Origin of the sequence: Nostoc sp. 106C (genome assembly GCF_002154725.1) — a bacterium.
GTDB lineage: Bacteria > Cyanobacteriota > Cyanobacteriia > Cyanobacteriales > Nostocaceae > Aulosira.
In genome coordinates, this window is the sequence record NZ_MTAW01000112.1 from 12,535 (window position 1) to 37,832 (window position 25,298).

The 25,298-nt window shown below is 41.1% G+C and carries 23 protein-coding genes and 1 tRNA gene; 10 read left to right on the forward strand and 14 right to left on the reverse strand.

All coding sequences use genetic code 11. The annotated features are described in order from the left end of the window. Positions 1–155: 155 nt before the first annotated feature. Entirely contained in the window at positions 156–326 is a 171-nt protein-coding gene (locus BV375_RS36010) for a ssl1498 family light-harvesting-like protein (protein WP_134076001.1), read from the reverse strand. Between the two features lie 196 nt (positions 327–522). On the opposite strand from BV375_RS36010, the gene BV375_RS15295 reads away from it, so the two are divergent. Next, the gene (locus BV375_RS15295) at positions 523–1,038 is read left to right on the forward strand and encodes a hypothetical protein (RefSeq protein ID WP_086761900.1); all 516 of its coding nucleotides are present in this window, start codon (positions 523–525) and stop codon (positions 1,036–1,038) included. Positions 1,039–1,051: 13 nt separating this feature from the next. On the opposite strand, the gene BV375_RS15300 is transcribed toward BV375_RS15295, so the two are convergent. Beyond that, positions 1,052–1,495 carry a DUF202 domain-containing protein gene (locus tag BV375_RS15300; RefSeq protein ID WP_086761902.1) on the reverse strand — a complete coding sequence of 148 codons (444 nt, stop codon included), beginning with the start codon at positions 1,493–1,495 and terminating at the stop codon, positions 1,052–1,054. A gap of 192 nt (positions 1,496–1,687) precedes the next feature. Here BV375_RS15300 and BV375_RS15305 point away from each other — a divergent pair, with 192 nt between their 5' ends. The 4 genes from BV375_RS15305 to BV375_RS15320 all read left to right on the forward strand — a co-directional run bounded on the left by BV375_RS15305 (position 1,688) and on the right by BV375_RS15320 (position 6,819). Further along, the gene (locus BV375_RS15305) at positions 1,688–1,996 is read left to right on the forward strand and encodes a threonine dehydratase (RefSeq protein WP_086761904.1); all 309 of its coding nucleotides are present in this window, start codon (positions 1,688–1,690) and stop codon (positions 1,994–1,996) included. A 621-nt stretch (positions 1,997–2,617) separates the two neighbouring features. Then, positions 2,618–4,216 carry a hypothetical protein gene (locus BV375_RS15310; RefSeq protein ID WP_086761906.1) on the forward strand — a complete coding sequence of 533 codons (1,599 nt, stop codon included), beginning with the start codon at positions 2,618–2,620 and terminating at the stop codon, positions 4,214–4,216. Between the two features lie 47 nt (positions 4,217–4,263). Next, the gene (locus BV375_RS15315; RefSeq protein WP_086761908.1) at positions 4,264–5,136 is read left to right on the forward strand and encodes a macro domain-containing protein; all 873 of its coding nucleotides are present in this window, start codon (positions 4,264–4,266) and stop codon (positions 5,134–5,136) included. A gap of 237 nt (positions 5,137–5,373) precedes the next feature. After that, a complete protein-coding gene (locus tag BV375_RS15320; protein WP_086761910.1) occupies positions 5,374–6,819 on the forward strand; it encodes a hypothetical protein in 1,446 nt (481 codons plus the stop codon). A 44-nt stretch (positions 6,820–6,863) separates the two neighbouring features. On the opposite strand, the gene BV375_RS36890 is transcribed toward BV375_RS15320, so the two are convergent. The 4 genes from BV375_RS36890 to BV375_RS15335 form a co-directional block, all read right to left on the reverse strand. Next, positions 6,864–7,022 carry a hypothetical protein gene (locus tag BV375_RS36890; RefSeq protein WP_166507455.1) on the reverse strand — a complete coding sequence of 53 codons (159 nt, stop codon included), beginning with the start codon at positions 7,020–7,022 and terminating at the stop codon, positions 6,864–6,866. 127 nt (positions 7,023–7,149) lie between these two features. Beyond that, positions 7,150–8,655 carry a bifunctional metallophosphatase/5'-nucleotidase gene (locus BV375_RS15325; RefSeq protein ID WP_086761912.1) on the reverse strand — a complete coding sequence of 502 codons (1,506 nt, stop codon included), beginning with the start codon at positions 8,653–8,655 and terminating at the stop codon, positions 7,150–7,152. 223 nt (positions 8,656–8,878) lie between these two features. Next, on the reverse strand, positions 8,879–9,118 hold the full coding sequence (locus BV375_RS15330; protein WP_086761914.1) for a hypothetical protein: 240 nt from the start codon (positions 9,116–9,118) through the stop codon (positions 8,879–8,881). 92 nt (positions 9,119–9,210) lie between these two features. After that, positions 9,211–10,755, reverse strand: coding sequence for a family 10 glycosylhydrolase (locus BV375_RS15335; protein ID WP_086761916.1), 1,545 nt, complete (start codon positions 10,753–10,755; stop codon positions 9,211–9,213). Positions 10,756–10,913: 158 nt separating this feature from the next. Here BV375_RS15335 and BV375_RS15340 point away from each other — a divergent pair, with 158 nt between their 5' ends. Beyond that, complete coding sequence (locus BV375_RS15340) at positions 10,914–12,071, forward strand: DUF5009 domain-containing protein (protein WP_086761918.1); 1,158 nt, start codon at positions 10,914–10,916, stop codon at positions 12,069–12,071. A 178-nt stretch (positions 12,072–12,249) separates the two neighbouring features. Here the strand turns inward: BV375_RS15340 and BV375_RS15345 are convergent, their stop codons facing one another. Further along, positions 12,250–14,889, reverse strand: a complete 2,640-nt coding sequence (locus BV375_RS15345; RefSeq protein ID WP_086761920.1) for a molybdopterin cofactor-binding domain-containing protein — start codon at positions 14,887–14,889, stop codon at positions 12,250–12,252. 16 nt (positions 14,890–14,905) lie between these two features. Further along, complete coding sequence (locus BV375_RS15350; protein WP_086761922.1) at positions 14,906–15,694, reverse strand: FAD binding domain-containing protein; 789 nt, start codon at positions 15,692–15,694, stop codon at positions 14,906–14,908. A 326-nt stretch (positions 15,695–16,020) separates the two neighbouring features. On the opposite strand from BV375_RS15350, the gene BV375_RS15355 reads away from it, so the two are divergent. Then, positions 16,021–17,370, forward strand: coding sequence for a hypothetical protein (locus BV375_RS15355; protein ID WP_086761924.1), 1,350 nt, complete (start codon positions 16,021–16,023; stop codon positions 17,368–17,370). A 551-nt stretch (positions 17,371–17,921) separates the two neighbouring features. Here the strand turns inward: BV375_RS15355 and BV375_RS15360 are convergent. Next, a complete protein-coding gene (locus BV375_RS15360) occupies positions 17,922–18,119 on the reverse strand; it encodes a DUF2811 domain-containing protein (RefSeq protein WP_086761926.1) in 198 nt (65 codons plus the stop codon). A gap of 711 nt (positions 18,120–18,830) precedes the next feature. Here BV375_RS15360 and BV375_RS15365 point away from each other — a divergent pair. The 3 genes from BV375_RS15365 to BV375_RS15375 all read left to right on the forward strand — a co-directional run bounded on the left by BV375_RS15365 (position 18,831) and on the right by BV375_RS15375 (position 21,094). Next, positions 18,831–19,238 (forward strand): hypothetical protein, encoded by a 408-nt coding sequence (locus BV375_RS15365; RefSeq protein ID WP_086761928.1) that lies wholly within the window; start codon positions 18,831–18,833, stop codon positions 19,236–19,238. Positions 19,239–19,300: 62 nt separating this feature from the next. Further along, positions 19,301–20,356: a WD40 repeat domain-containing protein gene (locus BV375_RS15370; RefSeq protein ID WP_086761930.1), complete on the forward strand. Its 1,056-nt coding sequence runs from the start codon at positions 19,301–19,303 to the stop codon at positions 20,354–20,356. A 162-nt stretch (positions 20,357–20,518) separates the two neighbouring features. Then, positions 20,519–21,094 carry a DUF3455 domain-containing protein gene (locus BV375_RS15375; protein WP_086761932.1) on the forward strand — a complete coding sequence of 192 codons (576 nt, stop codon included), beginning with the start codon at positions 20,519–20,521 and terminating at the stop codon, positions 21,092–21,094. Here BV375_RS15375 and BV375_RS15380 read toward each other — a convergent pair. The 5 genes from BV375_RS15380 to BV375_RS15405 all read right to left on the reverse strand — a co-directional run bounded on the left by BV375_RS15380 (position 21,091) and on the right by BV375_RS15405 (position 25,276). Next, positions 21,091–21,309, reverse strand: coding sequence for a type II toxin-antitoxin system HicB family antitoxin (locus tag BV375_RS15380; protein ID WP_017653080.1), 219 nt, complete (start codon positions 21,307–21,309; stop codon positions 21,091–21,093). The genes BV375_RS15375 and BV375_RS15380 overlap by 4 nt on opposite strands. A 456-nt stretch (positions 21,310–21,765) precedes the next feature. Next, the gene (locus BV375_RS15390; protein WP_086761934.1) at positions 21,766–23,031 is read right to left on the reverse strand and encodes a hypothetical protein; all 1,266 of its coding nucleotides are present in this window, start codon (positions 23,029–23,031) and stop codon (positions 21,766–21,768) included. 114 nt (positions 23,032–23,145) lie between these two features. Further along, the gene (locus BV375_RS15395) at positions 23,146–23,484 is read right to left on the reverse strand and encodes a DEAD/DEAH box helicase family protein (RefSeq protein WP_243713951.1); all 339 of its coding nucleotides are present in this window, start codon (positions 23,482–23,484) and stop codon (positions 23,146–23,148) included. Between the two features lie 429 nt (positions 23,485–23,913). Then, positions 23,914–23,986: transfer RNA gene (locus BV375_RS15400), tRNA-Arg, on the reverse strand. Between the two features lie 90 nt (positions 23,987–24,076). Next, entirely contained in the window at positions 24,077–25,276 is a 1,200-nt protein-coding gene (locus BV375_RS15405; protein WP_086761946.1) for a peptidoglycan DD-metalloendopeptidase family protein, read from the reverse strand. Positions 25,277–25,298: the final 22 nt, after the last annotated feature.

Consider the following 25,298-nt stretch of genomic DNA (forward strand, 5'->3'; position numbering starts at 1 on the left):
ACCAAAAACCCGGTTGTTGTGACCGGGTTTTTGCTAAGGATGTTTGTCGTTAGCATCGCACTCATCAGCAACAAAAAACCCCGGCGAAACTAACCGAGGCTATGCAGAGAAGAACAAATGACGATGAGAGATACCGATACCGAAATCAAAAGATCTTAGCTAACGCTAAAAGCAACCAAAACTAAAGTAGTGACTATCAAAGTAGCAAAAACACCCTGTAAAAGGTATTTACGTTGTTGCCAAATTGCAGGGTATTCAGCGTAATGCATCTGGGGTTCAGTCGCGTAGTTGTTGAGAACGCCGTCTTCATTAATAGTGGTATACATAGTTGTTTTCCTTTGTTTGTTACTTTATGTAAATAAAGTTAACAATATTGTTACAAACAGTCAATATAGCTTGACAAATAATTTTAGATACTATCAATAAGGGTTGCTTATGAGATGCATAGACGCTTCCTCCTGCAAAGAAGCAAGCTATAGCAAGCATTGCAAACTTGTTTATCTATAGAACTCTAGAACAGTAATGAGAAAGCCAATCTTTTCACCCTTGACTATGGTTATGCTAACTACGCTGACACTCACCAGTTGCACCACCATAACCGCTGAGCAATACGAAGCTACAGCGCTTACGACTTATACATGGCAGGTTAAATATGCTAACAACCTAAGCAATGAACCATCACCCCAATTTGAAACCTTTGCTACCACTTCCTTGCTCAATCGCAATGGCTTGAAACCAGAAGGCGCAGTTACCGGACCTGATGACCAAGGGCTATGGTGGCCTGCACTACCACCACGTCCTTCAGTTGATGAAGTAGAACAACGCAAAAAACCCCAACAACAGGTAGGTAAACCGGAATTATTGAAAACTGTGGATTACAAAATGATTTATAGAGTGGATTCCCAACAGAAGATATTACCTACTAACTACGATGTCTACCGACAGGTAGTGAAAGCGTATCCATCACGCACGCCTTTACATCTGACTTTGGGAGTTGACGATAACTCAGTGGAGAAAGCTGAACCAGTAGGCAATTAAACTTATTCAGGAATTAACGAACCCCATTTCGGGAAGGTGGTTGAGTGATAACAGAAGATGGTCGGGGAGGAACTTGATTTCGCAATAGAAGTATTGGAATACTGAGAAATCCTAAAATCATAACTACTCCCGTAATTATCCAAACTGATAACCGATTAGGTTGATAGTCACCTCGTTCAATTTGCCAGAAAACCTGGTTGTATCGCCACGCTGCTAAAGCGATGGTCAGAATACCAATGATTACTAAAACAACTCCCAAATCTTCAGAATTGAAGAAAGAATTTACAGGAGTGTCTCGTTGTGTTATGGCAGTATTAAGCTGACGCAAAAATAGACCAAATCTAGCGATCGCAAAACCAAAGCCAATCAATGCAATAGAAGTACGTAGCCAAGCTAAGAAAGTACGTTCGTTTGCTTGATGCTCACGTTGACGGTCTATTTTCGATATTTTATTCATCAGTTTCTTCGCATTTCACACTCCCCCGACTGAATATACATAAGCGGTACAGTAGAAAAATTCATCTCCTAAATGGTACAGAATATTATTAAGAATTCTGACGTCACCAGAAAAACTGTCTGCTGGCAGAGACTTTGAGCAAGGGCAATAGTTCATAATAGTAATCAGCTATCAAATAGGTAGGGTGCTGCTATGTTTCGTCTACCTCAAATTATTCGGAACTTGTACCTTCGCATTGAAGGTTTTGTCTCTGTTGTTTTGAGAAATATTGCTAATTTTTTCAAAAATTTATTTGGTTTTTTTGCCAACCTCTTTGGCTTGACCGAATCAGGTTATTTCTTAGATTCCGATCAGGCACAAACTCTAAAACGCTCTGAAACTCAAGAGAAAATAGAATCGAAACAGGATATTACTACTGAAAATACCGCTACTAATCGCCGCCGTTCTAATGCCAAAATGGACTACTATCTTAAAATGGCTCGTGATATTAAAAAGAGCTAAGGCCAGTTAACGCCGAGTGCTCTAGGTTTTGCATCAGGACTGGTCTGTGTGCGGTTTAGCGGAGGAAGCACCCCAAGCATACAAAGATTTTAGTCGAGCGGTAAATATAGTCAGCTAAGCGGGAATAGCCCGTAAATTAGGGTGTCTGCATCCCGTTCCTGTTGTCAGAAAGATGTAATGTTTGCATACAAATAAACTGAAGGGTCTAGTTGCGCTCAACCAGACCCTTCAGCTATTACTGTCTATTCTTTACAAGGTTTCCTCCACAACTAACTTGGTTTAGATATCTCGCAGGCTCTTTACTCGAACCTCCCAAAGTTGCATCTTCCTAGATCCTGGTTTGGCTTTACTCTTATCTCAACTCTCGGTAAAAGGTGTTGCTGCTTTGTTCATCTATGTTGGCTGTTCTCTGCGATTTATCTCAATTATATATAGTCAAATTTTTATGGCGTGAATAGGCATTTTTTAGTTTTTCATCTGTTAGAAATAACTGTTGAAAATTAGACATTAAACACAGATTAAATAGCTTCTTAATGCTAACAGAATTATCACAAGTGAGAATTCCGGCTAAAAGCCTTATTTTGTGCGTTATATATATAATAATCTAGTCCTTTCTCGTGTATGCCAGTAAAAGCTAAAATCTATCAAATCCTTATTGCTAGCCCCAGTGATGTTCTTGAAGAAAGAGAGATAATCCGAAAAGAAGTTGACCGATGGAATGCAATGCACGCCGAGGATATGAAAATCATCCTAATGTCCATTGGTTGGGAAACGAATTCTACACCAGATTTGCGAGATTCAGGGCAGGAGGTTATCAATCGTCAGTTGGTTGATAAGTGTGACCTTTTAATTGGCGTTTTTTGGACTCGCTTGGGTACACCCACTGTATTAGGTGGGACTGGCACAGAAGTTGAAATTGCGCGAGCTAAAAATGAAGGTAAACGTTGCATGGTCTACTTTTCTGACAAGGAAGTTTCACCTTCTAAAATTGACCAAGAACAATATAGACAAGTTCAAGAGTATTGGAATAAATTACAGCCAACAGGATTAGCAAATCGCTACAACAGCATTGAAGACTTTAAAGAGAGAGTCTTTCGACATATTACATCAGCTGTTCAGGAAATTACCAGAGAAGACAAAGAGCGAAGAGCCGCAGAACAAGAAGCAAAACTCACTGAGCAAGCGATTGGTTTACCTATTCAGACAATACCAAGCATTTCCAACACAGAAATATCATTCAACACTCTCTCTGAGGCACAAACTTCAGTCAAATCATTGCTAGAGTCACGCTTCGGTGTTCAAGACATGGAGGATGCCAAAGAGCAAGAAATTGCTAGAATACAGTCTTTACTCACCTCACCTGACCTTGCTGAACTATTTTCTCGACAACCAAGTGTGGAAACTATTCCTGCGATCATACAAATTCTGGAAGCAGCTACAATACCATCCATGTATGCACTAGCTGCTATTGGAAGATACGCAGACGAAACTTCACCTGAATGGCTAGATATTGCTGGAGACTGGATTGAAAGGCTCAGTACTAGAAAACTTGAAAGCTATGAATGGGCAAGTTACATCAAAACTTACCCTGGACTCCTTCTAGTATATACGCTGGGAATTTCAGCTTTGCGTGCAGGCAAAATGAACTTCTTAAAGGAGTTGACATCTCGCCAAGTTTACTCACGTGAATATCGTCGTGATTACTTGCTGCTAAATTCCATCGATCCAAGATATGTGTTCTATCGGGATATTTCACAAATGATAGAACCTGGCTTTGAACGTCGGTTTAGCCCAGTTAGTGACCATTTAGATCCCTTACTGAAAAGTAAACTTTACGCTAAAGAGGAAAACGCAATATATATAGATTGGTTTGATTTTTTGGAGTTTTTACTTTCCTTTAAAGCTGTTCAGCAATCTCAATATCCTTACTTTGGATCATTTAGTTGGCGTTGGGAAACCAAAAGATTTATGTTTAAAATGATTCAGGATGCTGCTGTAGGAGAGGGAAGATATGGAACTGCCATATTAGACTTATTTGGAGGTGATGTCCAACTACAAGAAAGTGCTAAAAAATATGACGAAATTGCCAGCCAATCTCAGAGAAGTTTGTTTCCTGGAAATACTCCAGATTACATTAGTGACCTCATTAAACTTGCCAAAATAGGTAAAAGAGTATCAAGCTATGAAGAATTAATGAGGATTCTTCATCCTAACAGTTAGTATTAAGTAGATAATTCAGCTATAACACTATTATAATTACATCATCAATGTGCAATAAATTTACAAGCGCTGGCGTTTATTTAACTTTGTTCAAAAAAGTTGGATTAAAACGATTTGCAATTTCTGTTTCTAGCAATTTTGGTGGATTTTGGTTATTTATTGAGCCAGCCAGCTTTTTTCTGCCAGAAAAACTTAAATTTGGCTTGGGCGGTTATTTAAGTCTGGTTTTGATATCTCTTGCTTTTGCTATTATCCAAAATTTTCCTAAGCTATCTGTATCGTGTAATTTATCTTCACCAGATACAAATATTGAAATTAAGGTTGGCGATATATTTCAAGAAAATGGACATTTAATTATTGGCTGTAATGATGTCTTCGATACAGAATTAGGAGAAGTCATCAAAGACGCTAGCGTTCAAGGGCAATTTCTCAAACGAGTTTATAGAGGTAAACAGGATAAACTCGATTCAGATATTGAAACTGCTCTTCAAGAACACATTAGTAATCGCAGTTTAGATATTGATAAAAATCGTGGAAAAGCTTGGCGGTACCCAATTGGCACTACAATCACGCTTGGTTCTTATGAAAAAAGATATTTCTTAACTGCCTACGGATACATGCAAAATGATTTAACAGTCGATTCAAATTCTGATTACATTTTAACTTCATTAGATAAACTCTGGCAAGAAGTTCGTCGTAAGTGCCACGGTACAGATGTAGCAATACCAATTATAGGTTCTGATTTGGCTCGTAGCGGTCTGTCGCGAATGCAGCTATCTAAGCTGATAATAACTTCATTCATTTTGGAATCAAAAAGAAGATTTATTACACGAAAACTGACGTTAATGATTTATACGAAAGATTTAGATTCTGTAGATTTTTATAAACTCCAGGAATTTCTAAAGTCAATTTGCGTTTGAAAGAGAAAACATAAATCTATGGAATAGAAAATTATATTTTATTAAGTATTGTAGGCATACAGAAAATGACTTGTTGAAAATATTAATTTATTATATTTCTAACTTGTAAGTGCATTAGTTAATAGAAAGAAATAACTTTTGAATTCTAGTGATATACTAGCTGGAATTTGATAAATACTCCTGAGATTTTGGCAGTCAATTTTCAATAATCTTCAAAGTCGTGTAGATAAATTAGCAATGTCACAAGTAGAGAAGATAAAGTTATTCCTAGCTTCGCCAAGTGATGTACCTAAAGAGCGTAATTATTTAGTTGAAGTAATCGATGAAATTAACCGTACCATTGCTTCTAGTAAAGGAGTGATGCTGGATGTTATCCGTTCTGAAAAGAACACCTTTCCCGGTTATGGACAGGATGGTCAAGCAGTTCTCAATATGCAAATCGGCAAAATGCAAGAGTATGCATTGTTTGTCGGCATTATGTGGAACCGCATCGGCACTCCAACACCGCGTGCTGAGTCTGGGACAGTTGAAGAATTTGAGCGGGCTGTTAAATCGTTGCAAAAAAAAGGTCAGCCTGAAATATGGTTTTATTTTCGACAATCAGCAGCACAACTTAATACGGAGGAAGCACTAGAACAACGACGAAAGGTACTGGTATTTAAGAAAAAAATTCAAGGAAAAGCATTGATCCGAGAATACTCTGCTCCCGCAAACTTCCGAGATCAATTTCGTGAGCATGTATTGTTATGGTTAAGCAACCGTGAAAGCAAACCTCTTCAACCCATTATTAGTGCTTCCAAAAACAGTAAATTATTACCCACAGTCAATGATACTTCAAAATCTTCGACTACTACAGTAGCCAGTCGTAGAAAATCAAATTCACCCTCCACGCAGAAAAGCACGCAATTAAAGTCATCTTCCACAGTAAAAACACAATTACCTGCTAGAACTGTTTCCACAACTCGTTCCAGAAAAAGTGTTAGCAGTTCAGGCGCATGGGTTTTGCTAGATGACAAAATATTCTTAACTGAATCTGTTGACACTCAAGCAGATCAGAGTGTGATACTCCAGATTTCATCGGCTGATTCAAAACAAGAAGCAGCCTTACGTAATCTGCACCCAGAACAACATTATTCTAAAAAGCAAATTTCCTACGCTTACCAAAATGAAGCAGCAATAATGCAGGTAGAGAGTGTTCTGCCAAGATCCATAAGGGGTAAAACTACCTTGGTCCTTACCTTAAAACCATATTCACAGGCACAAGGAAACAGCGTGATAGAGATGAACTTTAATGGCTATAGCGCAGACAAAATTGCTGAGTTACGTGCGCGTTTTCTATTACTCAACGAACTACTCTCTCCTAGCCAGAACAGAAATGATTATTCCATACTTAATTCCTTTATTAAGGGTTATGACAATTCCGCCAAAGTAGAACAATGTGTTTTTATCAATTTATGGGCAAGACTAAAAAATGACCCGCAGCTTTTCCTAACTCATGCACGTCTTACAGCAATTTATTATTTAAAAATGAGCCGCATAGTTGAACATATATTAGAGTTGAAACTTACTCTACTCAAAAATAATATATTATCTGTTCAATTCCGTGGGCAAAGAAAGCAAGCTTACAGTAATCAAGAACCTGCTATCATTGAGGTAAAAGGTAATTGCGATCTGAACACATAAAATCTTAGTAGGTAAGATTGAATAACATGACACACGAACCCTGCTTAGGCTTTGCGGCTGATGCTTACGCCCAGATTCGGGGTTTGAGTTTGGCCGTTGTTACCTAAAGTTTTGGCGGGTTGAATATAGACAACCACGATAGGTTGCTGTTGAACTTGCTCAACGACGAGTATGTTTAATTCCTCGCCCAATATACGGCTCATAAAACTTTTAAGAATAGGGGCGACCCTGAAAAGAATTTGAGTACCATCGACTAATATCTCCTTTCTATGGACATATAGAGTTAACAATTTGGTTAGGGCGATTCCTTTTAAAATAGGGTGCATAGAATCATTTCAAAATCTGGCTTATAGTTGCTTGGTTCTTTAGCTGATCAATCACAGCAAAACGAATATCCCGTTTTTCAGCAATCAGCTTAATACCAGATTGTTGAAGATTTAAGAAATCTAATCCTTTTTCTTTACCACTGATTAAAAAGTCATTAATTGCAACTTTGTAAGTCCTTTTGGGGTCAAGAGGTTTGCCTTGAATTAACCAATTTCCTGAACTTGGTGCTTGGCTAACATTGGCTGTTTGCAAATAGCCACCACTACCTTTATTGGCTTGACCTCGATCCAATACCCTTTTTAATAGCGCACCATTCATTTCTACTGCCACAACTTTGCCGCCAAAAGGTAATATCCGAATTACATCATATTGGGTAATCGGGCCTGGTGGAATGACATCATCAATCCGAATTGAACCACCATTAAATACAGCTAAATCTGCATTTGCTACTTCCTTTAACATTGCCTTCGCAATCAACTCTGTCAGCTGGGTGGATTTGTTGCGGACGCTAGATTCTAAACCATCTAAAGCAATTGGTAATTGTGCAATTACTCGCTCTGGTTCAAAACCATTGGCGCGAAACGCCTGATAACCTCGTTCTAGCCATTCCTTGACTACGCTTAAAGTTTTGGGTTCGTCGGGAATTTTATCGGTAATTGCTACTAGTCGGGAGTTAATCTGGAGGCTTCTTTTGATAGTATCGTAGTTCAATTGGTGAACGTAGACTGTACGGGCATTAGCATCTGCTTTAAAAATCGGTGTAAAATCCCGACCCCGCCATTGCTGGATATTTTCATGCTCGTGACCACCGAGAATAATATCAATTTCTGGTACAGTTTCCGCTAGTATGCGATCGCTTTCAATTGGTAGATGGGTGATGGCAACTACAATATCAACTTTACCCTTGAGCGCCTTCACTTGCTGCTTGGCTGTTTCAATGGGATCGGTATAACTAACGTAATTAGGCTGATTACTGTTAAGAGTGAGGCCAATTAACCCTACCCTAACCACAGCACCGCGATCGCCTTTGACATTAAATATTATTGAGCGAGGCACACCTTTGAAAGGTTGCCCTTTGCTATCTGATACATTACTGGAAATCCAGCGAAAGCGAGATTCTTGCAAGCGTTGATAGAAAAGCTTTTCTGCTAGATCAAATTCATGATTGCCAAAAGTTGCGTAGTCAAAGCCTACAGCATTCATCACAGCTACCATTTGCTGACCTGCTAGCGGTATACCATTAATTTTGGCAGTTCCTAAAGCCGAAGGACTAAAAGCATCTCCTGCTAACACCGTGTAAGTACGAGGGTTTGCCTTGTAAAGTTGTTGTCGTAAGGTAGCAACACGCGCTAAACCGCCACGAGTCCCACCCTCCACTGGAGTAATTTCGTAAATATCATTGAGTTGCAGCAGGTTAATATTCACGATTTCTGCCATGACAGGAGTTGCTACAGCTACCGTTGCTAACACCTGTAAAACTAAGCCGCAACCCTTCCAGATAAGTTTCATTTTTAGCTTGGAATCCCTTATAATCTACGGAATTGATTTTAAGGGTTTTTACGTTTCTGAAAAAAGCGATCGCGAGATAATGTTGATTACTTAATGACAGACATAAAAAATATCCGTAATTGTCCGGTGTTGGGCACTGTTTCTGTAGATGAGGTTTTGCGTAAGAAGAAACAGAGCATTGATTGCCAATGCTGATGAATACGCTATCAATGCCAAACTATTCTTAGGATGCCCAACAGGTTTTTTCTGGAAACAATCCTTTTTTCCAGTATTGTCGAACTTTTACTGCTGCTCGTTGGAAAAGTGCTTGTGAGTTTTGAGTAGGTGTTTCTTGAAGTTCCTTAACTTCTCCACTAGATTTATCTAGCCATAAAGAACCTAGATGATCTTCATTGGGACCGAAGCAGTAAGTAACGCCTGTATCATCCTCCTTGTCTTTTAAAATCAATACGTAAAAAGCCATAAAACAAGATAATATATGCATTAATTATACTGTCCAAATCTTGATACTGATAGTATTTGACTGTTGAGTTGGGAAAATAGGGAAAATTTTCTTTAATTGCCAATAGCAGCTTGTCCCTGAGTACCGTAGCGATTGACTGCGGAAATAGCCACACTATCAATCTGTGAATGAGAATCATGGCTATCAAATAAGTAGGAAGTTTGCCATCCAGGGAGGATTTTTGTACTCCACTGATTGCCAGTTCTAGTTTGCAAGACCCACAGCCATACCTTGTCCTGTCCTATAGATTGCCAGGTGAGTTTGATTTTACCTGTAGTTGCATCTCGATCAATTTTCAGCGCAGGTTGAGTAGGTACCGACTTGTCTAACCAGGGAGAAGCGGGAACTAGTGCAGGAGCAGAGTAAGCTTGCTTTTCTAGCAAATCGGAAATGCGATCGCGATTCTGCATTAAAGGCTTCATACTGTAGTGAATGTTACCAGTTGCTCCGGCAAAACCTCGCGTTGTTTTAATCTGATAGAGAATTTCATTTGCAGGCCAAGCAGCTGAACTACGGTCGCCTATACGACTAGTAAAATTACCAGGCCAGATATGTCTTCCTAGTTGGTTCTGTTTGATCCACCAATTCAGCAAAACAGGATAACTTTGTTGAGTTTTCTCAATTTTCCAATATAACTGGGGTGCAAAATAGTCTAACCACCCGTTAGTTAACCATTGGCGGGAATCAGCATATATTTGATTGTACGCATCGAAGGCTCCACCACCGTCAACACTCTTTGTCTGAGCAGGATAGCCTGGTCGCCAGATACCGAAGGGACTAATACCTAACTTCACCCAAGGTTTTTCCTTTTTGATTGCTTGATAGAGACGCTGTACTAATGTATTAATGTTTTCCCGTCTCCAATCATCGCGGTTGAGTGTCCCTCCCGCTTTTAAGTATTTCTGCCAACTTGGTGTGTCGGGAAAATCAATAACACGCCTTTGGGCATCTCGTTCTGGATATGGATAGAAATAATCGTCAAGATGAACTGCATCTATGTCGTAGCGCTTGACGACATCCATAATAACTGCGAGGGTATAATCCTGAACTTCCGGTTCACCGGGATCTAGCCAGAGATACTTGCCATACTGCTTCACCCATTGGGGATGAAGTTTGCTGACGTGGTTTGCAGAAATTGGCGATTTAGATTGGGGATGATGGGCGCGAAAAGGATTAAACCAAGCGTGCAATTCTATCCCACGCTTGTGCGCTTCTTCGACAGCAAAAGCTAAGGGGTCATAATCAGGTGCGGGTGCTTTACCCATCTCTCCCGTCAAAAAATCCGACCAAGGTTCATAGGGAGAGGCGTACAACGCATCAGCAGCAGGGCGTACCTGTAAGATAACTGCATTCAGCTTTAAAGCAACAGCGCGATCGAGCATTGCAATCAGTTCCGCTTGCTGCTGTGATGTTGTCAATCCCGGACGGGAAGGCCAATCAATATTGGCTACAGAAGCAATCCAAACCCCACGAAACTCGCGTGTTGGGGAAGGAGGGAGAGACTGAGATTGTGGCTGCGGAACTTCTGTAGACTTAACAGAGGGGCTAACTAGAAGTAGTAATCCACTGAGGCAAATTGCTTTTAAGTAGCTAGACATCAGATAAAGTAAAGTTTTAAGAAAAATCAATAGCAGTCCGAACTAGTACAGCAAGGCGGAAATCAAGCTACCATTCAAGATGCACAAAAAGCATAGGTTATCAGCTTTTTGGTTTTTGATTTTGGACTGCCGCGTAGTGGTACTAGGTATATAAACCATTGGAGAAGCAATTGACCCTACCTCAACGTCTTAGATCTCTGGATGTTTTTCGTGGTTTTGCGATCGCCTCAATGATTCTAGTCAATAATCCTGGTAGTTGGGATGAGATTTATCCACCACTAGATCATGCTGAGTGGAACGGTTACACACCCACAGATTTCGTCTTTCCGTTCTTTCTGTTCATTGTCGGCGTGGCGATGCCTTTTTCCCTGTCCAAATATACAAAAGAAAATCGTCCTACTCAGGCTGTTTATTGGCGAATTGCACGTAGAGCTTTAATTTTATTTGGACTGGGATTATTTTTAGCGTTATTTTCCTTAACTCTAGATTTCTGGCTGAATGGTGCGCCTGCTGACTCGTTCGCCAAGATTCGGATTATGGGTGTATTGCAACGGATCAGTCTAGCTTATCTAATAAGTGCGATCGCAGTACTTAACCTTGAACGCCGGGCTTTATGGATATTAGCGGCAATCTTGCTTATTGGCTATTGGGCTGCAATGGTACTCATTCCCGTTCCTGGTTATGGTGCTGGTAACTTGACACCAGAAGGCAATTTAGTAGGATATTGCGATCGCTTAATTTTAGGACAGCAACACTTATTAGCAGGCAAACCCTTCGATCCTGAGGGTTTACTGAGTACCTTACCTGCTGTTGTTACAGTTCTCGCTGGTTACTTTACTGGGGAATGGTTAAGATCGCAACCTCAGCAAAGTCGCACCAGCATCAATTTAGCTATTGTTGGGGTTAGTTGCGTTTTGGTCGGTCATTTGTGGGGCTTTTTATTCCCTATCAATAAACAATTGTGGACAAGTTCTTATGTTATCTTCACCGCTGGTTTTGCGTTGTTATTGCTGGCTACTTGTTATGAATTAATAGAAGTACGCGGTTTAAAATGGCTAGGCTTTCCCTTAGAAGTGATGGGATTAAATGCAATCTTCGCTTTTGTAGGGTCTGGTTTCGTAGCAAGAATATTAATTAAAACTCACATCGGTACTGGTACTGGCGCACCAACTACATACACTTGGATTTACGAACATTTATTTAAACCTTGGGCAGGTTCGCTGAATGGTTCTCTGTTATTTGCTATAACAACCGTATGTTTTTGGTGGTTGATTCTTTATTTCATGTATCGCCGTAGTTGGTATTTTAAAATTTAATCTTCACACATTAGGCATTTCAAAGAGGCGATCGCATCTCACGAATTCTGCAAGCTTAGAGCATTCAAAACACTACTGCAATAAACTGAAAATAAAAGACAATTACGTGGCTGAAACTTTTTAAATGCGATCGCATTTTATTGGCAAATAAAATAAAGAACCACAGAGAACACAGAGGTTAGATTCTAGGGTTATTAAGTTGTTGCCAAATTCTTTCTGGCGTCATGGGGAGTTGGTGAATTCTGCATCCTGTGGCGTGGGCGATCGCATTGGCTATGGCAGGCGCTGTACAATTGGTTGTAATTTCTCCCACACCTTTGGCACCGAATGGCCCGTAAGGATCGGCTGCTTCGACTAAAATTACTTCCATTGGTGGCATATCTGCGGCAGTGGGAATGCGATATTGGCGCAATGTAGGGTTAAGAATTTGTCCTTGTTCGTCAAATAATAATTCTTCAGTTAAAGCGTAACCAATTCCCATCGCTATTCCACCAGTTGCTTGTCCGTAGCACATACGTGGATTTATTGCTTTACCTAAATCAATTGCTTGGACACATCGTAAAACTTGAACTTTGCCTGTTTCTGTATCAACTTCTACTTCTACACCTTGCACAGCAAAAGTTAAAGTTGATTCATCTGCTGTATAGGTAACTTCAACGCTAGTTTCATTTGTGGAAAGTAGTTTTTCGGCTGCTAGTTTAACAGCTTGTCCAGAAATATAAATTGTTGCAGAAGCATAAGAACCTGCATCAAATGGTGTTTCTTGGGTATCGCCGGAAATGATATGAATATCGGCAACGCTGACATTTAAAACTTCTGCTGCTATTTGTCGCAGTGTTGTATCTGAACCTGTGCCAACATCTACGCTACCTGTTCTTAATTCATATTTGCCATTAGGTAACAAAGATAATTTGACGCTAGCAACGTGGATTTTACATAAACCACTTCCTTGCATAGAAACGGCAAACCCGACACCACGACGGCGAGAACCTTCTATGATTGGTGGTGTATTAGGAACATATTTAAGTGATTGGATAACTTTTTCCCAACATTCTTGAACGGCGTAGCTACCAATTAAGTTAAAGTGGCTATCAGAGTTGCCTAAATTAATTACATCTCCCGCATGAATTAAGTTTTTACAACGCATTTCTATGGGGTCAATTTTTAGCTTTTGGGCAATTTCATCAATTTGGCTTTCCATGACAAAAGTGCCTTGAGTTGCACCATAACCGCGAAATGCACCCGCAGGCATTGTATTTGTATAAACGGCAAAACCTTGAAATCTTTTATTTGGGCAACGATACAAACCTAAAGGTATATAACCTGATAAAAATACCACTGTTTGTCCATGATTGCCATAGGCACCTGTATTGCCAATTACTTGCATATCTTGGGCAACAATTGTACCATCGGCTTTCACACCTGTTTTAAGTCTAATTGTCATTGCATGGCGGCTATTTGTGGCGGTAAATTCCTCTTTTCTAGAAAATTCCCACTGCACGGGTTGACCTGTGCATAAAGTTGCTAATACACACAAATCTTCTGATAAGATCTCTTGTTTATTACCAAAGCCACCGCCAAGCTGTGCTTTATAAACTCGAATTTTATCTTTAGGTAAGTTGAATATTTGCGAGAGTAACCGCTGACAATGAAAAGGTACTTGAGTACTGGAACGCACAACTAAAGTACCATCAGCTTCTAGCCAACTAATAGTTACGTGTGGTTCCAGGTGGACATGTTGAACTGCTGGTAAATTATAGGTATTTTCGACAATTAAATCTGCTGCTTTAAATCCCTGTTTTACATCACCAGATTCAAGAAATATTTTGCCAGAAATGTTGTGATTTCTATCAGGTATTTGGGTTGATTCTGATTCATCGTGAATCACAACACTACAATTGCTCATCGCTTGCTCAGGGTCGAGAACGTGGGGTAATATTTCGTAATCGACGGCAATTAATTCACAAGCTTGTTCTGCAATACTGGGTGATTCTGCAACCACAGCCGCCACGCGATCGCCTACAAATCTTACTTTATTATCTAATAGGTAATGATCTAGCGGATCGGGCACTGGTTCAGCATGACCAGCGGTAGTGTAAGGTATCCTGAGGACATCTTCGTGGGTGAAAATCGCCACTACACCGGGGAGTGCTTTCGCTTTGGCGGTATCAATGTTGCGGATACGGGCATGAGCATAAGGCGATCGCAATACCTTAAGATGAAGTAAACCAGGTAGTGAAATATCTGCTGTGTAGGATGCTTTCCCTGTGACAATTGCTGCACCATCTTGTTTGGGAATGCTTTTTCCCACAGACTCTAAAGAATTTGGAACCGCCGTACTGACATTACATCTGTGTTTATCGGTGTTCATCTGTGGTTGATAATATTCCAGAATACTTTCAATAATCGCTTGATAACCAGTACAACGACAAAGATTTCCTTTTAAAGCCAACCGTAATTCATCTTCTGATAACTCCGGTAACTTTGCCGCACTCATAATCATCCCAGGAGTGCAGAAACCACATTGAAAACCTTGTGCAGTCAAAAATGCTTGCTGTATTGGTGCAAGTTCTCCATTTTGGGAAAGTCCTTCAATTGTCGTTACCAATTTATTAGCAATTCGCATCGCTGGGTAAATACAACTGTGAATAGCTGTGTCATTTATCCAAACAGTACAAGCACCACAATCACCCGAATCGCAAACACGATGGACACCAAAATAACCCAATTGGCGTAATAAACTCAACAGGCTAGTTCCAGGTTGACAAGTTTCTGTATAAGGTTGGTTATTCACATAAAATTTTAATGGTTCTATCATCTTAAAATTTGAATTATTATAGTGAGCGATTAATTAAAACTGCTGTCATTTCTTGGCGATAACTTGCACTTGCTCTAGCATCTTCGATAAAATTTTCTTTTTCTAGCAAGCTAAGATATTGCTTTTTTAAAACTTCTATACTCTCAAATTCCAACAAGCGGGGTGCAACAACACTTGCCGCAATTACACAACGGATTTGTTGATGAGTTTTAGCAGTGACGACAATTGCCAAAGCCGGATCGTTTGCTGCTATACTCAAGCGTTGATAATTGACTTGCCATGTTAAATTAGGCAACGGAATTAAAACTCGTCTGAGGATTTCTCCTGGTTGCAAAATTGTTTGGCGAGAACCAATTTGAAAGTCTTTAGCTGCAACTTGGCGTCTTTCTTTGTTTATATTCCAAATTTCGTAACTTGCACCCAAAGCCACCATTAAAGGTGCTAAAGTTCCTACTGATAACGCTAGACAAATATTTCCTCCTACAGTCGCCACATTAATTACTTTTAATGACGCTGCTAGTGCAGAAACAGCACTTTTTAAACTCTTGACTGCTGTCCATTCCGCTAACCAAGGATATTCTATTAATTTAATCAAAGGACAAGCCGCCCCAATAATTAAATAATCTCCTTGAACTTCAATCTCTGACCATCCTAAATGCTGTATATCTACTAGAACTTTTAGCTGTGGTTGTGGTTCCGAAAATAACCATGTCCCGCCCGCTAACCAAGACCAATCATTACCCCAGTTAGTGATATTTTCAAAGTTATCAGGACATAAATAATTTTGAATATTTGGCAAATCCATTGATTTACTTAGATAGTTTCAGCATATACATACAATAAAATTATATGATTTGTATTAAAAATTACTAATATGTACTTAATTAACAACCAAATATTATCCATAAGGGTACTATCAAAACCGGAGTAAGTTTCTCAAAGTTGATGGTACGTTAGACAAATTTTTTCAAAGTTCAAGGCTGATTGTAAATTAAACCTGAGATAATGTGCATTTACGTTATATAGCAATCCTCAGAAAGTCGTGAGAATCTCTGAAAAACAAGATTCCCGACTTCTTTAAGAAGTCGGGAATCTGGATTTGGCATATTCAAGATTATCTAAGAAAAGTATATGGTTAGCGATTCCAAAAGAAATCCAATTGTCCTGATCCACGGCTACTCTGCCTCAGGCGAATCTTTTAAAGTGTGGGAACAAAGGCTAGAAGCGCGTGGATACGACGTTTCGACTATCCATATTTGTAGTTATGTAACTTTAACTAACGAAGTCACAATCAAAGATATTGCGGAAGGCTTCGATCGCGCATTATCTATAGATGGTGGTTTAGCGCCCGATGAAGAATTTGATGCGATCGTCCATTCAACTGGGATGCTAGTAATTCGCTCTTGGTTAACTGCATACTCCAGTAAGCGACGGAATCGGCTTAAGCACTTAATTGGGCTAGCGCCTGCAACTTTCGGTTCACCCTTAGCCCATAAGGGACGCAGTTGGTTAGGTGCAATGTTTAAGGGAAATAAAGAATTTGGCCCCGACTTTCTAGAAGCGGGAGATCAGGTACTTGATGGTTTGGAACTGGGAAGCAGGTTCACTTGGGATTTGGCACATAAAGACCTATTGAGTAGCGAAACATTCTATGGCACGAAAACTGACACGCCTTATGTCTTTACCTTCTGTGGTACAAACCCATATAGCGGTATAGCTAAATTTGTGAGTGATCCTGGTACTGATGGTACTGTGCGCTGGGCAGGATGTGCTTTAAATACCCGCAAGATAGTACTTGACCTCACGAAGCAGCCCCAGCAAGGTCAGCGGATCGATTTTGATGGTTCCAGCAACAATGGTATTGCTCCCACAGTACTCGTGAAGGGGTTAAACCACGACACAATTATGAGCAATCCTAGTAATGAACTTGTGGATGCGGTCTGTGAAGCGCTGCAATTCTCCCCCGAACAAGATATTCAGGATTGGTACAAAAAAACTAGCGATAAACTCACGCCAAAGGATATTAACCCTTGGCAGCAGTTTGTGGTTCGTGCAGTGGATGAACGCGACGATCCTATTCCTGACTACCACGTTCAGGTGTTCACGCAAGGTAATGAGGAATTTCGAGCAATTGAGAGTTTTGGTGTCAACGTACATACATATAGTGGCGACAAAAGCCTCCGCTGTTTCTATGTCAACCTGAATGGTATTCTGAATCCCCAGAATTTACTGCTACCAACAACTTTGCCAAATTTGGTGATGCGTGTGATTGCCTCATCGGGATCGCAGTTAATAGACTACCTCGGAATCAAAAATTCCGGCGAATGGGATGCACAAATGGATATTTCATATCTATTGCGCGAGTCCAAAATCAAGCTTTTCTGGCCGTTTACAACTACTCTCATTGAGTTGAAACTCAACCGGGAACCTCGCAAAGAAGTGGCACAGTTTTTACAAAGGCTTCAGGCTACTAAGAATTAAAAGCAAAGCCCTGAAATTTTCTCAGGGCTTTTTAAGTAAATGTAGGGTGTGTTGTCGCGCAGCGCAACGCACCGACGCACGATCAAGGATTCAAGGTGCGTTAGCCTACGGCATAACCAACGGCAATAAAGCGAGAACTCAGAGCGGCGGCTTCCGCCGTAGACGCGTAGCGGTGAGCCAGTCCGGTGGACGGGTTCCCCAGCATAAAGGAACTGGCGTTAGCACAGCGGTAGCGAGGAACGAGCGTCGGAACGAGCGTCACCCGTAGGGCTTGCCGCAGGCATCTGAAGTTCGGTGGGGAGGAAAATCCACACCGCTTTTTGCCTACCCTACTTCTAAGAAAAATTCAGGGCTTTTTAAGTTTTAATATTTAGACTAGAACAAGCCTATGCTACTAGCGTCAGCTTATTTCGGAAATTTTGCCTTTGAATTTCGTTTGGACGAAGTGGTCTTGTCGCAGTTTGTAGATGAAGCGGTAATGACCTCCAACTCGATGGAGCTATGTAAAGTGTCGTATAGTGCTCAAATAATTGAGCACTATGTTTTTTGATTTAGCAGTGATGAAACAAGGTTTCTAAATAAACTTGAGCAACACGACGATCGCCTTCTGCATTTTGTAATAGAAAAAGTGATACTGCTGCCGTTAAAACTCGGTTTTCATCCCAATCGGGATGCTGTTGTAAATAATCTTTTAAACAGTCATGAAGGACTTCGGGAATTTCTGTCAAGATGCTAACTGTTGCGTTCATGAGATTTTGCTCCTATCGAGCAAATCAATAGGGACAAGTAACTTGCGGTGAAGAAGTTTAGGACTGTCTTACACCATCTTTTGCGACTCCGCTAATCTGCCCTAACACTTATGTAATTTTATACATTTTGTGTTACTGATTAAACGGACTGCAAAAGCCTGTCGAATTATTGTGCGCTCAACAAGGGTTAATTTGTCAATATTGCGAAGTATTAAACTCAACTATATAAAAAATAAATATTTACGACAGCACTAGGAATAGAGCTATATTTTTGCAACTTAACTTCATAAAAACTCAGTAATTAAGAGCTATGATACGGAAATAGCAAAATCCTCAGTAAGTCCATAAAAGACTATTGGCTTGTAGCGCACCTGTGGAAAACAGCAGAAATATCTGTGGAAAAGCTGTTGAATAACTGAGGAAAAATCCAGCTAATAATAAGAATTACGAAAAAGGCACACTTTGTAATTTCCTGTTTAGATGTAATAGCCAGCCTGAATGACACCTCGAGCAACTGACTCACCGACAGATTGCTGAGGTTGTGCGATCGCCTTTAGCGTTCCCTTAGAGTAGGTTGGCTTTTACATTTCTGATTCATTGACTCCCCAAGGAAGGAAGCACTCTTCAAATCGTCGATTTTACAATATATATATGAAACGGCTTTTGCTGTTATTTTTTGCATCTCCCCTACAACATCTTTAAGAAAACAGTATGAATTATTCATTGATAGTGAAATCAGGGTTACTACTTATTGCGCTGGCAACAGATTTGGTGGTTTATTCTCCTGTACGAGCAGACATCGCTTCACCGATGTCTCAAAAGCAACAGCAGCTCGAACAACAAAGGAATGAGTTGACAAAACAAGTATCTTCTCAAAAACTATGGGAACAATTTAGACAGCAGCAAGATGAACAAATACTCAGGCAACAACAGCAGATCGAACAATTTAGCCGACAAAATCAACTAAGACAACAACAGCGGCTCGAACAGTTTAATCGGCAGAATCAACTAAGACAACCGTCAGCACAATTTAGGCTAAACCAACTACAACAACAACAAAGACAGGAAATGGACATATTGAGACTACAACAGCAACTTAGACAACAGCAGCAAAAATAGGGCAGATCCCGACCGAATTCATGTTCATTGTGATAACATAACCTACCTACTTTAGGAGAACGGTGCCGATTTTAGACAACTGGCTGAGCAAAAAACAGATCGGGCTGCTGCGTGGTGTGGTGGTTCTGGTTTTTGTGGCACAGGTTGGGGCATATGTCTGGGGCAGTTACCAAGCCACGAATATCTGCAAGTTGTCGCAACCGCATTCCCAATATTGCGATTTGACACAAGTGCAGACGTTGACCGGGGTAGCAGAAGCGATAGCCCTCAGTGCCGACGGTCACACCTTGGTCAGTGGCGGCGGCAAAACCATTACTGTCTGGCATCTGCCCAATCAGCAACCGCAATTAACTCTCCAAGGACACGCCAACGATATCTACGATCTAGCCCTCAGCACCGATGGTCAGACGTTGGTAAGTGGGAGTTTAGACAAAACGATTAAAGTCTGGAATTTAGCTACAGGAAAACTCAAATTCACGCTGAAAGGGCATTCTGAAGTTGTGAATGCGATCGTGATGACACCTGATCGGCAAACGGTCGTGAGTGCTAGTTCCGACAAGACTATTAAGTTGTGGAATTTGGCAACCGGACAATTAAAAAGCACGTTGGCAGAAACATCGGATGCCGTAATAGCATTGGCGCTGAGTCCGGATGGTCAGACTTTGGTAAGTAGCGATTGGGGCGGAACCATCACCCTTTGGGATTTGGCAACTGGACAAAAACGCTCCACCTTGACTGGAAATTATGGTGTAGTCTCCGCTTTAGCTATTAGTCGCGACGGCAAGTTGCTGGCTAGCGGCAGTTCCAAGCAGGTGAAGGTGTGGAACCTAGCAACAGGAGAATTGTTGCAGGATTTTAGGAGCTTCTATTTTTCGCAAATCACCATCGCTTTTAGCCCCAATGGGCAGTCCTTAATTGCTGGTGGAGGATACAAACCCTATCGAATCTGGAATCTGGCAACGGGGAAGATAGAGGCAACTCTGGCGAAGGAGACCAACTGGTCGGGGGCAATGCTGTTTAGTACGGATGGCAAGACCCTGTTTAGTGGAACCCAGGACGGAATCACGGTGTGGAGATTTGCTGCACCAAGCCACCCAGAGGATCGTGCTAGAAATTAGGGAAACCTAGACGATTTGGTAGTAAGAATAAATTTGGTCAGCGAAAGTCGTAGATCATTTGTCTATTTCGTTAAGGTGATTTCAAGACCTTCTTCAGATGTTTCTCCGGTTTCTAAATCCTAGAATCCAGGAACGATGAGGTCATATTGAAGCAAAATTTTTATGAACAAAACTTCTTTGCTGAATATCAGTCTGTTGCTTGTGCTCTTTGGGTTGAATGCTGGTAATACCCACGCCCAAAGCACAACTACCACTTCACCAGATGTGCCTAAAAACCTGCAAGTCCCGCCAGAGCAAAGCCTTATATTCAAAGCAGCTGCTAAAGGTTCACAAATCTATGTTTGCAAAGCTAAGCCAGATAATCTCAATGCTTTCGAGTGGACGCTTAAGGCTCCAGATGCTGTATTGTTTAACGAGCAAGGACAACCATTAGGGAAACATTATGCTGGCCCTACGTGGGAGTCGAATGACGGTAGTAAGGTCATCGGTCAAGTGAAAGTTAAGGCTGATGCACCACAAACCAGTACAATTCCTTGGTTGCTGTTAGAAGGGCGATCGCATCAAGGCAATGGTATCTTCAGCCAAGTAAATTGGATACAGCGTTTGCATACAGTTGGCGGTAAAGCTCCTGCTCAGGGCTGCGATCGCGCTCACGCTAACCGTGAGGTTAAAGTTAATTATCAAGCGGATTACTATTTTTGGGGCGTTCCTGGTAACAAGGGCGTTAAGAGACATTAGGCAACTTGATAAACTGTTGGCTGTGGAAGCGGTTCATTTGTAGCTTCGTAAGCCATAATTAGCGATTCTAACGCTTCAATACCGTTCGCCACAGCTTCCTCATAAGTATCGCCATGAGTGCGCCAACGCTGTCCGGGAAAATCAGGAAATCCAACTAAGAAGCAGTTGTCTTCAACAGACCATTGAATCAACATTTGATACTTAAATTTACTCATCTTCCTGCTTCTCCTGCTGTTGTTTCTCCTCTACCTCTTTTATAGCTTGTTGCACATCCTTTTCTTGGTAGGTTTTAGCATCCGAACTGTCTTTCCCTGAAATCGTTAGCTTTCCAGCATATAAGGGATGTAAGCTAACCCGCCTTTAAGTTGCAGAATCCTTAGCCTCAGAAAGACGCGGCGACGCGGAGAAAGGGAGACGCGGAGATGCAATTTTAATGATTATTAGCTTATCCAGTTAGTGTGGCTTCCTTTTCCTGGGAGTTCAGTAAAACCTACTTGGCGTAACCATTGTTTTAACTCCCTAATTTTCCTAGGCATTATTTAGATCGACTATCAACCACAGTATATTAACTTCAGTATGCGATCGCAGAAGATATGCGAGCGATGTTAAGGTTTAAGGCGATCGCATCACTAATTTTGACAGGTCTTGAATGTGCGATCGCATCAGTAAAACTATTCCTCTTCGCCATACTGTGTTGGTGCTTCACCATGAGACTCAAGAATTTTGGGCTTTTTCATTTTGGGATTAGCAGGTTCAATATTTTCTAGCTGTAAATCAAACTCCCACTCATCCAATAAATCAAAGATAAATTGCAGATGATTTCCTGTTTTTAGTGGTAATTCACCCAAGCGAAAATCGCTGGTGTTTGGGGGAATATCAACAAAGGGATGAGTAAATTGAAAAGTACGTCCTAAATGGTCTTTGTAAATGAATCGATAGAGGTGATCAAAGTCAAAGTCAAATGCTTGAACAAATGCGGCGGCGACTTGATCGAGATTGAGGTTGCTAGGAATGGTTATGCGTCGCCAAGCATCCAGCAGGGTGACTTTAAAAGTATAAATTGCCTCGGTAAACTCTCCTTTAGTAATGACTAAGGTTTGTTGCCATTCAGGAAAGTAGGTTTGGAGTGATGGTTTTAATTTTTCAAAGGCGATACGGAAGTTAAGGGTAATTTCCTCCTCTTCTTTGTCTGGTTCAATTTCATCATAAATTTCCGATATTAAAGCTATCATTGCATCTCCCCAAGGACGGCGTTTTACAGCAGCGATCCGCCAACCTTTAGCAGGTTCGGGTTTTCCTGGGATGAGTTCGAGGAAGCCAAATAAATGAAACAGGCTAAGACTGTGCAAGCCTGGGTAATAGACTAATTTATCTTGTTCTGAGTAACTGTTAATATTTAAGCCTTCATCGGGAATTTCTCGCCAAAATTGCAAGCAGCGAAATAATAGTCCAAAAGGGTCTCTCGGTTCGCCTAAGACTTCGCTTTCTCCCCAAATTAACCAGGATTCTAAAAGTGTGAAATATTGTTCTGTTGGGTTGAAGCCTTGCCAAATTTTGAGGAGTTGTTCGTCTAAAACTAATTTGGTTTTTTTGCCTTGGGTGATAACTTGAGACAGTCCAGAGGTGCGAAGGACGAAGTATAACCCATAAATGTAGGGGTAGGATTTTTGTTGGGGACGCTTGAGGTTAGTTTCAATGGGGTAACTCAAGCGGGAATTGAGTTGCTGGAGGTATTTGAGAGAGAATTGGTGATAAGTGCTACTAACTTCAACGCCGTCAGGTTGGAGAAATTCTAGGATGGTTTGAAAGTCCCGCAGAATTGTTCCTGGGGAATCTTGAGTGATGGTTTGCTGTTGGAGGATTTGCTTTTTGTCTTGGGTGAGGGTTGGGAGTTGTTCGCCCAGATGATTGGGAACGGGGAATAGTCGTTTAATCATCTAATTTCAACTCTAGTTGTGTAGCTGTAGTTTTAGATTTACGGGGTTGCTTGGATTTAATTGTAGATTGACGCTTTGGTTTTTTGTCAGCTTCGCGTTTAGCTAGTTGCTTTTCTAACCTTGCCAATTAACCGGATCGATAGTATTGGAAGTCAACAACTGCACATTATAGAGTTCAGTAAACTTGCGCCTATCATCAGGGGTAACATACTGTTGAAATTCCTTCTGGGTTTGCTCTCCCAAATTCTTCCGATCTACCAAAAACAAAACCCGTTTCGCCCCAGCTAACTTAATCAGGCAGTAAATAAAACTTACAGCAGTATAGGTTTTGCCTACACCTGTTGCCATTTGAATCAAAGCTCTAGGGCGATTTTCTTTGAGAGAATTAAATAAACCTGCAATTGCTTCTTTCTGACAATCTCGTAAATCTTCTGTTTCAATCGTGGGTAACACTTGCAAAAGCGAACTTACCCCCCAGTCCAATATGGTTGAAGCACAAGCGGGTTGAAAGGGGGCTTGTTAGCCGCGTACCAAATTTGGCTGATTGTTAAGTTTCAACACCTCTCCCAGCTAGAGGCGGGTTGAAAGTCGCTAAGACTTTCGCTGTCAATGGGTATGTCCTAGTACATTAAAAGCTTTATTGAGTTTTGGAATTTTTTCAGTGTTCATAGCAAACACTTTTTAGGTGGGTTGGAAGGATAGAGCAACAGATTCTTTGTTTGAAGAGCTTGATTTTAGCTCTAATATTGAAACTGATTAGTTACCCTATAAAAGAAGAGTTCTGCCATACTTTAGGTATGGTAGGTGTTGTCATGATATACAATTTGTCAACGCGGACATTAATTTGTCAACAGTGACAAATAATTAGTTAATTTACAACAACGAGCGCGGAGGGATTTGAACCCCCGACCCACAGAACCGGAATCTGTTGCTCTATCCACTGAGCCACGCGCCCTTAATCTTTTACATTATAACACATTTGTCATTGGTCATTTGTCATTTGTCTCATTTCTCCCCACACTCCCCAAACTCCCCACACTCCCAGTTAAAGATAATTAGCGGGATCTACAGGTGTACCATCATGACGTACTTCAAAATGGAGGTGGGGCCCGGTAGATAAACCAGAGGAACCGACAGCCGCGATCGCTTGTCCGCGTTGCACACCTTGCCCCTCAGAAACATACAATTCACTAGTATGACCGTAAAGTGTAGTAATACCTCCGCCGTGGTCGATAATGACCGCTTTACCATAACCGCCGTACCAGCCAGCAAAAATTACTGTTCCCGAATCCGCTGCCCGAATTGTACTACCATAACTAGCAGCAAAATCCAGTCCGGCATGAAAGCGGCGATAGCCAAGAATCGGGTGTATTCGCCAACCAAAAGGACTGCTGGTAGGTGCATCGCTGGGTAACGCCAACATTCCCGTTCCGCGAATGAGAATGCTTTTACTGTTGCTGTTGGTTTTTGCCTGCGCCTCTGCTACCTTTTGTTGAATCAGGACTTCTAAATTTTTGGAATCTTGCTCTAACTGGTTTTGTGCAGCTTCTAAAGCCAAGCGATCACTATTGAGGCGTTGAATCAATTCTGATTGCGACTGCGCTTGCACTTGATAATCAGCTTTTTGCGCCAGCAATTGTTCGCGAATCAAAGCAATTTCGTTTTTTTGCTGTTCTATTGCAGTTTTTTGTTGGATAATCGAGTTTGCTTGCTGATTGAGTTTGACTAAAATTTGCTGGTCTGCTTGATAGACTAACTTGAGCTGATGACGGCGACTAATAAAATCGCTGATATTTTCGCTTTGTAGCAAAACTCCCCATCCTAAACTTGTAGGCGATCGCTGAAGGAAGCGCAACCTAGCAACAGTTGCTACCTGGCGTTCTTCATAGGAACGTTCCGCGACTGCTAAATCAGCCTCTAACTTTTGCAGGCGTTCGGCAGCCAATTTTAATTGCAATTCACTATGTTGAATGTGGCTATCAGTGGTTTTGAGATTTTGCTTGATTCCTGTGAGGCGATTTTGCGCCGCATTTTGCAGATTATTTAAGCGATCGCGTTCCTTAACAACATTCTGACGCTGCTGCTTAACTTGTTGCTGCTGCTGCTTGAGAGTATCAATTGATGGGGTAGTAGCTGCCTGTACTGGTAATGCTGGGATAGTTAGCAAAAAAATTATACATATAACCCAGCTAATTGCTATATTCCACCAACCAAATCTCTGCTTTGCAAAAAATGGCGCTCTCATGGTGTGAGATTGCCAAAAGCGA

Bases quoted from the DNA above. Each gene is read 5' to 3' on its own strand.
- BV375_RS36010 (WP_134076001.1), bottom strand. From the start codon at position 326: ATGTATACCACTATTAATGAAGACGGCGTTCTCAACAACTACGCGACT.
- BV375_RS15295 (WP_086761900.1), top strand. From the start codon at position 523: ATGAGAAAGCCAATCTTTTCACCCTTGACTATGGTTATGCTAACTACG.
- BV375_RS15300 (WP_086761902.1), bottom strand. From the start codon at position 1,495: ATGAATAAAATATCGAAAATAGACCGTCAACGTGAGCATCAAGCAAAC.
- BV375_RS15305 (WP_086761904.1), top strand. From the start codon at position 1,688: ATGTTTCGTCTACCTCAAATTATTCGGAACTTGTACCTTCGCATTGAA.
- BV375_RS15310 (WP_086761906.1), top strand. From the start codon at position 2,618: ATGCCAGTAAAAGCTAAAATCTATCAAATCCTTATTGCTAGCCCCAGT.
- BV375_RS15315 (WP_086761908.1), top strand. From the start codon at position 4,264: ATGTGCAATAAATTTACAAGCGCTGGCGTTTATTTAACTTTGTTCAAA.
- BV375_RS15320 (WP_086761910.1), top strand. From the start codon at position 5,374: ATGTCACAAGTAGAGAAGATAAAGTTATTCCTAGCTTCGCCAAGTGAT.
- BV375_RS36890 (WP_166507455.1), bottom strand. From the start codon at position 7,022: ATGAGCCGTATATTGGGCGAGGAATTAAACATACTCGTCGTTGAGCAA.
- BV375_RS15325 (WP_086761912.1), bottom strand. From the start codon at position 8,655: ATGAAACTTATCTGGAAGGGTTGCGGCTTAGTTTTACAGGTGTTAGCA.
- BV375_RS15330 (WP_086761914.1), bottom strand. From the start codon at position 9,118: ATGGCTTTTTACGTATTGATTTTAAAAGACAAGGAGGATGATACAGGC.
- BV375_RS15335 (WP_086761916.1), bottom strand. From the start codon at position 10,755: ATGTCTAGCTACTTAAAAGCAATTTGCCTCAGTGGATTACTACTTCTA.
- BV375_RS15345 (WP_086761920.1), bottom strand. From the start codon at position 14,889: ATGATAGAACCATTAAAATTTTATGTGAATAACCAACCTTATACAGAA.
- BV375_RS15350 (WP_086761922.1), bottom strand. From the start codon at position 15,694: ATGGATTTGCCAAATATTCAAAATTATTTATGTCCTGATAACTTTGAA.
- BV375_RS15355 (WP_086761924.1), top strand. From the start codon at position 16,021: ATGGTTAGCGATTCCAAAAGAAATCCAATTGTCCTGATCCACGGCTAC.
- BV375_RS15360 (WP_086761926.1), bottom strand. From the start codon at position 18,119: ATGAACGCAACAGTTAGCATCTTGACAGAAATTCCCGAAGTCCTTCAT.
- BV375_RS15365 (WP_086761928.1), top strand. From the start codon at position 18,831: ATGAATTATTCATTGATAGTGAAATCAGGGTTACTACTTATTGCGCTG.
- BV375_RS15375 (WP_086761932.1), top strand. From the start codon at position 20,519: ATGAACAAAACTTCTTTGCTGAATATCAGTCTGTTGCTTGTGCTCTTT.
- BV375_RS15380 (WP_017653080.1), bottom strand. From the start codon at position 21,309: ATGAGTAAATTTAAGTATCAAATGTTGATTCAATGGTCTGTTGAAGAC.
- BV375_RS15390 (WP_086761934.1), bottom strand. From the start codon at position 23,031: ATGATTAAACGACTATTCCCCGTTCCCAATCATCTGGGCGAACAACTC.
- BV375_RS15405 (WP_086761946.1), bottom strand. From the start codon at position 25,276: ATGAGAGCGCCATTTTTTGCAAAGCAGAGATTTGGTTGGTGGAATATA.